General features: G+C 68.0%; 11 protein-coding genes and 1 pseudogene. 7 read left to right on the forward strand and 5 right to left on the reverse strand.

All coding sequences use genetic code 11. The annotated features are described in order from the left end of the window. Nucleotides 1-295 precede the first annotated feature (295 nt). Nucleotides 296-408 (forward strand): annotated as a pseudogene (locus BLU79_RS47650) (IS5/IS1182 family transposase); the annotation flags it as partial. Nucleotides 409-823: 415 nt separating this feature from the next. Here the strand turns inward: BLU79_RS47650 and BLU79_RS47940 are convergent. Next, nucleotides 824-1,141: a hypothetical protein gene (locus BLU79_RS47940; protein ID WP_143052565.1), complete on the reverse strand. Its 318-nt coding sequence runs from the start codon at nucleotides 1,139-1,141 to the stop codon at nucleotides 824-826. Between the two features lie 173 nt (nucleotides 1,142-1,314). On the opposite strand from BLU79_RS47940, the gene BLU79_RS48480 reads away from it, so the two are divergent. Further along, nucleotides 1,315-1,479, forward strand: coding sequence for a hypothetical protein (locus BLU79_RS48480; RefSeq protein ID WP_177001384.1), 165 nt, complete (start codon nucleotides 1,315-1,317; stop codon nucleotides 1,477-1,479). Between the two features lie 182 nt (nucleotides 1,480-1,661). Beyond that, complete coding sequence (locus BLU79_RS41880; protein WP_093911294.1) at nucleotides 1,662-2,597, forward strand: transposase family protein; 936 nt, start codon at nucleotides 1,662-1,664, stop codon at nucleotides 2,595-2,597. Between the two features lie 285 nt (nucleotides 2,598-2,882). Here the strand turns inward: BLU79_RS41880 and BLU79_RS41885 are convergent, their stop codons facing one another. From BLU79_RS41885 to BLU79_RS41895, 3 genes are all read right to left on the reverse strand, one after another. Continuing rightward, a complete protein-coding gene (locus tag BLU79_RS41885) occupies nucleotides 2,883-3,977 on the reverse strand; it encodes a winged helix DNA-binding domain-containing protein (RefSeq protein WP_093911295.1) in 1,095 nt (364 codons plus the stop codon). A gap of 7 nt (nucleotides 3,978-3,984) precedes the next feature. Further along, nucleotides 3,985-5,004 carry an aldo/keto reductase gene (locus BLU79_RS41890; RefSeq protein WP_093911296.1) on the reverse strand — a complete coding sequence of 340 codons (1,020 nt, stop codon included), beginning with the start codon at nucleotides 5,002-5,004 and terminating at the stop codon, nucleotides 3,985-3,987. Between the two features lie 111 nt (nucleotides 5,005-5,115). Continuing rightward, nucleotides 5,116-5,538 (reverse strand): VOC family protein, encoded by a 423-nt coding sequence (locus BLU79_RS41895; protein ID WP_093911297.1) that lies wholly within the window; start codon nucleotides 5,536-5,538, stop codon nucleotides 5,116-5,118. A gap of 159 nt (nucleotides 5,539-5,697) precedes the next feature. Here BLU79_RS41895 and BLU79_RS41900 point away from each other — a divergent pair, with 159 nt between their 5' ends. Next, nucleotides 5,698-6,699, forward strand: a complete 1,002-nt coding sequence (locus BLU79_RS41900; protein WP_093911298.1) for a helix-turn-helix transcriptional regulator — start codon at nucleotides 5,698-5,700, stop codon at nucleotides 6,697-6,699. Nucleotides 6,700-6,759: 60 nt separating this feature from the next. Here BLU79_RS41900 and BLU79_RS41905 read toward each other — a convergent pair whose 3' ends face one another. Next, nucleotides 6,760-7,194, reverse strand: a complete 435-nt coding sequence (locus BLU79_RS41905) for an Rrf2 family transcriptional regulator (protein ID WP_093911299.1) — start codon at nucleotides 7,192-7,194, stop codon at nucleotides 6,760-6,762. Between the two features lie 128 nt (nucleotides 7,195-7,322). On the opposite strand from BLU79_RS41905, the gene BLU79_RS41910 reads away from it, so the two are divergent. From BLU79_RS41910 to BLU79_RS41920, 3 genes are all read left to right on the forward strand, one after another. Continuing rightward, nucleotides 7,323-8,078: an SDR family NAD(P)-dependent oxidoreductase gene (locus BLU79_RS41910; protein WP_093911300.1), complete on the forward strand. Its 756-nt coding sequence runs from the start codon at nucleotides 7,323-7,325 to the stop codon at nucleotides 8,076-8,078. Nucleotides 8,079-8,382: 304 nt separating this feature from the next. Continuing rightward, a complete protein-coding gene (locus BLU79_RS41915) occupies nucleotides 8,383-9,384 on the forward strand; it encodes a hypothetical protein (RefSeq protein ID WP_093911301.1) in 1,002 nt (333 codons plus the stop codon). A gap of 580 nt (nucleotides 9,385-9,964) precedes the next feature. Next, nucleotides 9,965-10,876, forward strand: a complete 912-nt coding sequence (locus tag BLU79_RS41920) for an NAD-dependent protein deacetylase (protein WP_093911302.1) — start codon at nucleotides 9,965-9,967, stop codon at nucleotides 10,874-10,876. Nucleotides 10,877-11,353 lie beyond the last annotated feature (477 nt).

An 11,353-nucleotide genomic window follows, 5' to 3' on the forward strand; every position in this document is an offset into this window, starting at 1 on the left:
CGTTCGAGTCGCCTGCCGCAGCGCAGCTCTGGGCCCGATCCGCCCCTGATGCCCGAGTCCCGAAAACCACGCGGAGCGCACCCGCACCTCGTTGATCGGATATCACTCACTCGATGAGACGGGCTCCGGATGAGGGAGGGGTCTCCGGTCCCCCTCCACAGTAGGGAGTTCTGGATAGGAGATGGAGTGCTGGTCCTCGACTTTCTCTGTGGCCGCGTCGAGCTGGGCGAGTCTCGTCTCAAGGGGGATTGATGAATCGTCCCGTGACCTCGACGTCACCTTGGAAGCGTCCTGCTTCGCCCTGATGAAGAGCTGGAAGATCCTGCGCGACTGCCGCCTCAAGGGTGACGGAGTCCACCACGCCATCCTCGGTATCGCCCCCTGTACAACCTCAGTCTTGCCGGATAGGCGAAACCACCGCGGAGCAGCCGACCTTGCCCCCATCAGCACCAAGATCATTGCAGACAGGCCTGAGCAACAGGCGCGTGGAGGCGTATTCCGCAGCGGTGCGCGTGCCTCTTCGCGCCGCGCATTGTGCAACGTGTACGCCCATGGGGAGGCCGGGACGTATGTCACTGCATGCCGCTGTCATGGTGTTGTAAAGGTGCACGCGGTTTGGCGGCCGGGATACAGGCGAAATTCCCCGCCGAAAAAACCCTCTGCCGCGAAGTCGGGTTGCCGGTCCGGGCATCGCAACCCGTCCTGCCATCGGGCCACTTGCCGATGCCGGTAGCGGGATTCGCTGGTCTCCGACGGAGAAGGTGCAAGACCACCAGCAGGCACGTGAATCGGTGCGATCCGCCGCCCTCGCACACCCGGAGATTCATGATCGATGCCAAGTACAGCCCAGCCCCCGCACACGCCGACCGACCTCGCCCGACACCCCCACTTCACGCTGCCGGACTTCGGCTATCTCCCGCCAGCGGTATACCGCTCTGACATTGACGCCATCGAGCACGACTGCCGAGCGTGGATACGGCACCACCTGGGCGATGCCTACCCTGACGGTGCTTCGCAGGAGCGGTTCATCGAGCACGACACGACCTTGTGGAAACTGCTGGCCTACCCCACAGCCCGGCATGACCGGATCACCGAGATGTGCAACTGGAACGACTTCCTGTTCAGCCTCGACGATGCTCACGTCTACGCCTCGGCGGAGGGCGCCCGCAACGAGCATTTCGACTTGTACACCCGGGTCGTCAACGGCGAAGGCATCACGCGAACGAAATCTGGCTCACCACCCAGGGCCAGCCCGACCGACTCCAGCACGCTGTCGATACCCTCGCCGACCGCGCCCGCACCATCTACAGCGAGTTGGAAAACCACTGCCTGGCACTCGCGCGCGACGTGCCCGATCCGAGCCACCCCGTGCGCCGTTACGCCGAGGCCCTGCCGTTTATGATCTCGGGCAACCTGGAGTGGTCCTACCTCACCCCGCAGCACACCATCTACATCCACACCGACTCAGCAGGCGCCTGACACCAGCGTGGTCACCCGCTCCGCATCTGGATCCAGAAAGCCGAACTGAGTGGTCCCGAAGCCGTCAGGATCCTCGCGGCCGTCACCGCCAGCCTGGCCCTGGCCGGAGTTACGGGACATCCTTTACGACCTCGTGCACGGTTGGCCGTGGCTCGGCGCTCGGGTAGCTCGTTGAGCTGTGCATGATGGGGGCTGGGGCGCGTGAGTTGATCGTGGCGGAGTACCGGGTCACTGGGCTGTCGCCGGATGTGATCGCTGAACTCATCGCCGAGGTAGGGCCGTTGTGGCACGAGCAGCATCAGGCTCGGCTGACGGCGCGGCAGCGGCGGCGGGCTGTAGGAGCCGGGGCGAAGCACAAGTTCGTCTTCGTCGACCGGCTGCTGGCCACCCTGGTGAGTCTGCGCCATGGCACCACGCATGATGTGCTGGCCTGCTGGTTCGGCGTGGACCGCTCCACCATCACCCGCGCCATCGCCGAAGTACGGCCCCTGCTGGCGCAGCGGGGCTGCACTGTCGCCCCGGGCATCCGGCTGTGCACGCTCGCCGAGGTCCTCGAGCACCTGGGCACCGAGGCTCAGACCGGGATCATCGACGGCACGGAGATCCGTGTGCGGCGCCCGGCCTCAGGCCGCAAGGACCGGGACAAGTTCGTCTCCGGCAAGACCAAGCAGAACGCCGTGAAGGCGATGGTCCTCACCGACGCCGAGGGGCGCGTGTTGTTCTGCAGCCCGGTCCGGCCGGGCAGTTGCGCCGACATCACCCAGGCCCGGCAGCTCGGGCTGGTCCAGCTCCTGGCCGACGGTCCATTCATGGAGATCCTCGCGGATGCCGGCTACCAAGGCATGGGCGCGCAGACCGGCGGACGGGTGGTGACACCGCCCCATCGCAAGTTCAAGAAGAATGCTCCCGCCTGGTATGAGGAGCGGCACGAGCAGCAGCGCAAGGCACACTCATCACGGCGCATCCGCGTCGAGCACGGCATCACCCACCTGAAGAACTGGCGGGCTCTTGCCCGCCACCTCGGCCGTCGCGAGCACATGAGTGACATCGTCCAAGCCGTCGCCGGACTGCTCTCACACCAACAGACAGCCACCCTCACCCGCAGCCTACGAGCATGAAACCCGTCAGCACCGCACACCTCGACGTGCCACGGCCAACCATGCACGAGGTCGTTAAACGTGTGATCGGGAGTAGCAACCCCGCACGCAGGTGCGGCCTCACAGACCGCCATGCGCAACGCGCCGGCCACCCCTTACAACACAGTCAGGCCGTCTAATCGAAGGCACTCTCCGCGGAAGGTGAGCGTCCAACACGCACACCACGTACTCGTCCCGGTCCACGCGGGCGGCGCTGGCACGTTGTGCGAATGGTCCCGTCACGTCGGGACCTGGAGTGGGTGATCGTCAGTTTTCGGTGTCGAGTTGGATGTGCTCGATGTCGTTGTCCAGGAAGGTGGTCAGGTCCCGGGCTTCGGTGTAAACGGCTTCCTGTTCCAGGGCGGTGAGGGAGCGCAGGGAGCTGATGTGGAGTTGGTGGTTGCGCACGGTCCAGGTGGCGGTGACGCGGCCGTCAACAAGGACGGTGCGGTGGCCTGCGACGGACAGACCGAGGTGGGGAGCGTCGATGATGCGGCTACGGTCGTGGTAGCCGAGGATGGCGTTGTCGAAGGCCGGGAGGAACCGGACGGGGGCGGGGGTGTCGGGGTGGGGGCGGGGTGCGTCGGGCAGGTCGAGCAGTTCGCGGCCGCGTTCGTCACGGAAGACGACGAGTTCTTCTCGGGCGGCTTTGATGGCGGCGGGAAGGCCGGCGAGGCCGCACCAGGCACGTAGGTCCGCGCTGGCGGCGGGCCCGTACGCGGCGAGGTAGCGGTGCAGCAGTTGCTGCCCGACGGGATCACTGCCATCGGCGGGCAGGGGGTCGATGTCCCGTTCCAGCCAGGTGCTCAACGGCAGGTTGCGTACGCCGGCGGTCTGCTGCCACAGGCCGCGGGGCGGGAGTTGAGCCATGGGGATGAGGGCTGCGACGAGCAGCTCGCCCAGGACACGACGTGGCGGGCCGGGCCAGCGGTCTTCGAGAGCTTGTACGAGCTCGGTCATGGTGCGGGGCTGCTGGTCGGCCATGACCGCGCGGCCGGCTGCGGCGACCTCGTCCACGTCGATGCCGGCCAGTTCACGCCGGTAGGTTCCCAGTACTCGCTGGCGCAGCATCGTGTCGTGGCGGGCTCGCCAGGTGAGCGCGTCGGCGGCGGTGACGAGGTGGACGGTGCGCCGCATCAGGTGAGTGCGCACCACCGCGCGACCGGTCAGCGCATCGTCCAGTTGCTTGGGCTTGAAGCCGGACAGGCGGGACCACAGCCCGGTGAAGGGTTCCTGAGGATCCTGTGCCTGCAGGCCGCACAGATGGGCCACTGCCTCCGACACGGATGTGTCGCTGCGCTTGAGCAGGTGCTGGCGGGCGAGGGCGGCGCGATTGAGGGCACGGGCGTCAAGAACAGTCATGGCATCCTCACGCGGCGGCTCGCTCGTGGGACGGGCGTCGGCGCAGGTCCGTGTGGGTGAGGGAGGGAGGTACGTAGGAGACGTCCAGAGGGCTGATGTCGGTGCCGGGCGGGACGATTGCGTCGATCTTGTCGAGAATGTCGTCGCCGAGGGTGAGGGTGGCGCCGACGAGCAAGTCGTCCAGCTGGTCCATGGTGCGCGGGCCGATGATGGCGGCGGTGGCGTCGGGGTGGCTGGTGGCGAAGGCCATGGCCACGTGCGTGAGGGAGTGGCCGGTTTCTTCGGCGAGGGTAAGCAGCTGCTCCACCGCCTCAAGCTTGCGTTCGTCGGTGAGGTGCCGGGAGACGGCGTTGTCGGGCCGCGGGGCGTTCTTGCGGTAGCTGCCGGTGAGCAGACCCATGGCCAACGGACTCCACACCAGAACGCCCAGGCCGTAACGGCGGCAGGTGGGCAGGACCTCTCGCTCGATGCCGCGGTTGAGGATGGAGTAGGTGGGCTGCTCGGTTCGCAGGCGGTGCAGTCCACGCTGCTGGGACACCCACTGGGCCTCGACGATTTCCGAGGCCGGCAGGTTGGAGGAGCCGATCGCGCGAACCTTCCCGGCACGCACGAGGTCGGTGAGCGCGGAGAGGGTCTCCTCGATGTCGGTGTGCGGGTCGGGGTGGTGGATCTGGTAGAGGTCGATGTAGTCGGTTTGCAGCCGCTTCAGTGAGCCCTCGACCGCCTGCACGACCCAGCGCCGGGAGCTGCCGCTGCGGTTGGGGTCCTCGCCCATCGGTCCGTTGAACTTGGTTGCCAGCACGACCTCGTCGCGGCGCCCTTTGACGGCCTTTCCGACGATCTCCTCGGTCTCGCTGTGGCCGTACACATCGGCGGTGTCGACAAAATTGATGCCCGCGTCCAGCGCCCGGTGGATCATGCGCACGCAGTCGTCGTGATCAGGATTGCCCGTTCTGCCGAACATCATGGTGCCCAGGCAGTAGGCACTGACTTCGATGCCGGTCCGTCCCAGCTTCCGCATCCTCACGGTGCCCCGTTTCCTTCCGCTGCCCTATGTGTTCGGTGCCTGCGCCGTCCGGGCCGCCCGTGCGGCTGCGGCGGCCCGGACGGCGCAGGCATGTCAGGTCGGTCGGTTGGTTCAGCCGTTGTACGGAGCGGTGACGTCCAGGACCCAGGTGATGCCGAAGCGGTCGGTGAGCATGCCGTACAGCGGTGCCCACTGCGCGGGCTCCAGCGGACGCACGATGGTCGAGCCCTCGGCGAGCTTGTCCCACAGGGCGCTGATCTCCTCGGCGTCGTCGCCGCGCACGGAGACGAAGAACGGGTTCTCGCCCTGGTTCCAGGGCAGCTGCGAGGGCACGTCGTAGGCCATGACGTGGAAGCCGTTGTCGCCGGCCACCTCGCCCCACATCACCCAGTCCGCCTCGCTCTCGTCCTGCACGGCGCCCGCGTCCTTGTAGGTGACCGCGACAGTACGTCCACCGAAGACGGACTGGTAGAAGTCCAGTGCCTCACGTGCCGTGCCCCGGAAGTTCAGGTGAGTGGTGGTCGTGACGGACATGACCTGCTCCTTGCTCTATGTGATGGATGCACACCGCCGACCGGTCCAGCTCCAGTGGCGGCTGCCGTGACCAGGAGCGATGCCTCCCGAACGGCTCGTATGCCACGATGGCAGAGGTAGCGGACAGGCTGTGTCCGGTACTCCAGGGAGGATGGGGCCATGCATAAAACATCTGCCCGGCTGCTCGCGCTGCTCTCGCTCCTTCAGACGCCCCGTGACTGGTCCGGCGATGTTCTCGCCGAGCGTCTCGGCATCACGTCGCGCACGGTGCGCCGTGACATCGACCGCCTGCGCGAACTCGACTACCCGATCAAGACCCTCAAAGGACCGGCCGGCGGCTACCGCCTGGAGGCCGGCACTCACCTGCCGCCCATGCTGTTCGACGACAACCAGGCCGTCGCCCTGGCCGTCGCGCTGCAGACCGCGGCCGCCGGCGTCACCGTCGCCGAAGACGCTGCCCGCGCGCTGGCCACCCTCCGCCAGGTCATGCCACCCCGCCTGCGCCACCGCATCGACCTGTTGCACATCACCGCCGTCCAACCGCCCACGGCGGCCGGCGACACCGCCCAGGTCGACGCTCAGGTCCTGATGGACCTGAGCCGCGCCATCCACGCCCGCGAGGAACTGCGCTTCGACTACGCCCCGGGTTCAAGCACCTCGGCCGATGACGTCCGCCGCGTACAACCCCACCACCTGGTCACCTGGCGTCATCGCTGGTACCTCGTGGCCTGGGACCTTCGCCGCGAGGACTGGCGTACCTTCCGCGTCGACCGCATCCGGCCCCGCACACCCACCGGCCCCCGCTTCACCCTTCGTGACCTCCCCGGCGGCACCGTCTCCACCTTCATCACAAGCCGATTCCGCGGCAACGACGGCACCACCACCGACTGGCCCTGCCAAGGCGAAGTCATCCTCCGCCTCCCGGCCGCCGATGTCGCGCCCTTCGCCCAGGACGGAATCGTCGAGGAACTCGGCCCCAACCACTGCCGGCTCATCCTCGGCTCCTGGTCATGGACCGGACTCGCCGCCGCCATCGGCCGCTTCGACACCGATATCGAAGTCATCGGCCCACCCCAACTGGCCACCGCATTCGGGGACCTCGCCACCCGCTACGCCCACGCCGCCCGCACCACAAGACCAGAGACCGGCCCTGCGCGGTGAGAACAGAACTCCGCCTGGGCATGGATGGGGGTTTGGTGATGCCAGGGCGTAACGGGGAGGCTAGCGAGGTGCCGCGAGTACGTCCCGGAGTACGTTCGCGAGCGTGACGCGGGCCAGCTCGTGCCTCACGGTCTCCTCGATGCCCTCGTAGATGCTCTGCATTACCGGCTGGATGCCGTGACCCACCACGCATCCCTGGTCCGGGGTGGTGCGGTGCATCGCGAACAACGGGCCGGGTTCCACTGCCTCGTACACGTCGAGCAGGGTCATCGACCCCAGCTCGCGCGCCAGCGACCAGCCCGCGCCCGCGCCCCGCCGGGACTCCACGAGCCCGGCCCTGCGCAGCTCGCCGAGCAGCCGCCTGATCACCACGGGGTTGGTGTTCGCGCTGGTCGCGATCTGCTCGGAGGTGGCGACCTCATGGCCCTGGCGCTGGTAGAGACCGATCCAGGCCAGCGCGTGGGCGGCAATGGTCAGCCTGCTGTTGGCGCTCATGAACCCCTCCTCTCGGCCGCAACGTTTCATGTTACGACAGCACAGTCGTAACAGCTAAGGTTGCAACAGGCTGTCGTAACAATTAGCGTTGCGACTGCCGGGAAGGGTCAATCAACGAGGTGAGAAGAATGAGCAAACCACTCACGGGCAAGGTCGCCCTGGTCACCGGGGGGTCGCGCGGACTCGGAGCCGCGACGGTACGGCTGCTGGCCGAGCAGGGCGCCAACATCGCCTTCACCTACGTCAGCTCCGAGAAGCAGGCGCAGGCCGTCGTCGACGAGGTGCACGGCAAGGGAGCCAAGGCCGTCGCCTTCCAGTCCGACCAGGCGGACACAAGCCGGGCACCGGCGCTGATCGACGACGTGGTCGCGCACTTCGGCGGCCTGGACATCCTCGTCAACAACGCGGCGATCTCGGTGGGGCAGGGCCGCACGGTGGACGACCCGGACACCGACACCGCCGCACTGGACCGGATGCACGCCACCAACTACCTCGGCGTGATCGCCGTCATCCGGGCCGCCTCCCGAGTGCTGCGCACGGGCGGCCGCATCATCACAGTGAGTTCCGGACTGGGCTCCCGGGTCGGCGCCCCCGGCCTTGCCGACTACTCGGCGACCAAGTCAGGGATCGAGAGGTACACCATGGGCGTCGCACGCGACCTCGGGCCCCGGAACATCACGGCCAACGTCGTGGAGGCCGGACTGATGGAGGGAGGCATGCAACCGCCGGACCCCGAGACCCTCAAGGCCCTGGTCAGCTCGCTGTCCCTGCAACGCATCGGGCACCCCGACGAAATCGCCGCGGCGATCGCCTTCCTGGCGAGTCCCGCCGCGTCGTACATCACGGGCGCGGTGCTGGACGCCCACGGCGGCTACAACGCCTGAACCCGAACCCCTGCCGCGCGCCCCGAAAGACATCGCGCCTTCGGGGCGCGCACCGCCGACGACCCGCGACAAGGCGTACAACTCGAAGACTGTGCGCGGTGAGTTGCGACGCCGCTGCATCCAGACGCTGATCTCCCGCAAGGGCTCCCCGAACATCAAGGGCCTGGGCAAGCTCCGCCAGGGCGTGTCCGACGGGTCCCGTGACGGGTCTGGCGGTGGATCCGTCTCTCGGCGGCCAGGGGTGCCTGTCAGTGCCGCGTGCTTCGATGGCCTGCCCAGTGCATGTGAGAGGAATGGAGATCCCGTGACACGCACGACGCCGCCGCGTCCTTTGGATGTGACCGCGGTGTTCCCGGAGTTGGCCACGATGTCCAAGAACGTCACTCGGCTGCATCCGCGGTCGGGCTTGCCCACGGTTGAGGACAGTTCGGTGGGTGGCCCGCTGCTGTGGCCGCAGGACGAGCCGTGGCCGACGTGCACACGGTCGCACGAGGTGTACGAGGTGGTGGAGCTGGAGGCGGTGCGCGCCTCGCATCACATTGCGGTCGCCCGGTGGTCACGGCCGGACGATGAACCGCCCACGCCCGAGGAACAGTCGATCTTCGACCGAAGTAATCCGAAGGAGACCGACAGCCCTTATACGGATCCTGTGCCGCTGCTGCCCGTGGCTCAGCTCTATGCCCGGGACGTCCCCGGCCTGCCTGTCCCGGATGGCACAGACCTGCTGCAGATCCTGTGGTGCCCGTTCATGGACCACGACGACGACATCCCGGCCATCCATGTGCGCTGGCGCCGCGCCGACCAGGTCACCGCACTTCTTTCGCCACCACCGGAGCCGCCTGTCATCGAACTGGAGGACTATTGGCCCGCACCCTGTGTCCTGCATCCGGAACAGGTGACCGAGTACCCGGCGCCCACCCAACTACCTGCTGCGGTGAGCGCACGCGTGGACGCGTGGCAGGAGGAGACTGGCCATCATTACACCCAGTTCGCGGTGGCTCCGGGCTGGAAGACCGGCGGCTGGGGTGTCATCTCATCGGACAATGCCGATGCCGCCGACCCGCCACGATGCGGATGCGGCACGGTGACCGAGCCCCTGCTCACCGTTGGCCTCAGTGAATGGAACGAGGACAACGAAGGCGGTTGGCGCCCGCTGGAGGACGCCGACGCCGATGACCGGAAAGGTTACCCGCCGGTGGGCGACCCGACCATGATCGAACTGGGGGACGAAGAATTGCAGATCTACCACTGCCCAGAGTCCTATGAGCACCCGCCGGTGACCGTTCGGGTGTACCGAACGCTGTAGTGCGTCGCGGCAAAGGAGTCCCTGTTCGATGAGCAGGGCCTACTTCGTGTGCGGGCCATGATCGTGGAAAGGGAGGGGCAGGCAGCGGACGGCTTGTTGTTGATCGAGGAGGTTGCGATGCCGTCGGTGGCTGGGGTTGATGGAACGTCGTGAGGCGCGGGCGAAGCAGGAGCTGGAGTCCTGAACGGAGGTCCTGGAGCAGGCGCAGGCGGAGGTGGGTGCCGCGCGGGAGAGTGTCGAGTGGGCCCGGGTGGGGCGTGAGGAGCTTGTGCCATCCAGACCACTTACCGCACCGTGCGCTAGCCGTGCTGTCCACGCGGACGTGCCTCCGACCGACCCCCGCCGGAGGCACGTCCGCGTCAGTGCCGTGTCCGGGGAAGGAGCCGGGCCGCCGGCAAGCTCTGGTGCCGCTCCCTGGCCGGCCGCATCCTCCCGATGCACGGCCGGCACACCACAGAAGGCACCGCAGCCCGGTCCGCAGGACACCGCTCCCCCGACGCAGATCGTGCACGGCAGCATCCGAGCCACCGGCGTCATCGACAGCGGAAGCGGGGGGCAGCCCGTTCCGTACCCTGGCGGCATGCGCATGCGCCCCACGGTGAGCTGGACCCCGACCGCGGACCTGCCGCCGGGCACCACGGATCTGGAGCCGGTCGTCGGTGCGCTGAGCACTGGTGGTGTGCTGGTCCTCAGCGGGGCGGGCATCTCCACGGAGTCAGGCATCCCCGACTACCGCGGCGAGGGCGGGAGCCTGAGCCGCCACACTCCGATGACCTATCAGGAATTCACGGCCAATGGCCAGGCCCGGCGCCGGTACTGGGCGCGCAGCCACCTCGGCTGGCGCACCTTCGGCCGCGCCCGCCCCAACGCCGGACACCGGGCCGTGGCCGCGTTCGCGCGGCACGGCCTGCTCTCGGGCGTGATCACCCAGAACGTCGACGGCCTGCACCAGGCCGCCGGCACCGAGGGCGTCGTGGAACTCCACGGCAGTCTGGCTCGGGTCGTCTGCCTTTCCTGCGGCGCCTTCAGCCCGCGCCGCGAACTCGCCCGGCGGCTGGAGGAGGCCAATGCGGGCTTCGAGCCGGTGGCCGCCGGAATCAACCCGGACGGCGACGCCGACCTCACCGACGAACAGATCGGGGACTTCCGCGTGCTGCCCTGCACAGTCTGCGGCGGCGTCCTCAAGCCGGACGTGGTGTTCTTCGGCGAAACCGTTCCGCCGCCGCGGGTCGAGCACTGCCGCAAACTGGTCCGCGAGGCTGCCTCGATGCTGGTCCTGGGTTCCTCGCTGACGGTGATGTCCGGGCTCCGGTTCGTCCGCCAGGCAGCCCAGGCCGGGAAGCCGGTGCTGATCGTCAATCGGGACCAGACCCGCGGCGACCGGCACGCCCTCACCCGGGTCGCACTCCCGCTGGGAACAGCCCTCACCACCGTGGCCAACCGACTGGCCATCCCCGTCGACGAGGAGACGACGGTCCGGGCGAACGAGTGACGGTCGCTGGGTGTCACCGAAGCGATCGCCGAGGTCCTGATCTCCTGCCCGGTCGGGTCATCGCACAGCCACTGCCCCGTACGACCGTAGACCTCGGAGAATTGGGTGCCCCTGTCGAGCGGCCGGGTCTGAGGGAGGATCGCGGAGACGGACGTCTCCTTGTCCCGCAAGGGCACCATGTCATGGCTGTCCGACATTCTCATGGGGCCTAGGCCGAGACTGGCAACGGCCCCTCCCACGCGCATCGCCTGCCAGATCGCGCCGTGCCAGGGAACCGCGTTCAGGGGTATGACAGGGCCCCCCACACGCCTACCGGCGGGTCACCTGCGTCCGCACACTCGAAGGCATGACACGTGAGCAGCCCGCCAGCGGGGGCACCGAACTGGGCAGCTTCCTGCGCGCTCGCCGGGTCCGGACCACCCCCGCCGACTCCGGTCTCACAGTCGGCCCGGGTCTGCGCCGGACCCCCGGACTGCG

The organism is Streptomyces sp. cf386, assembly GCF_900103585.1.
Classification (GTDB): domain Bacteria; phylum Actinomycetota; class Actinomycetes; order Streptomycetales; family Streptomycetaceae; genus Streptomyces.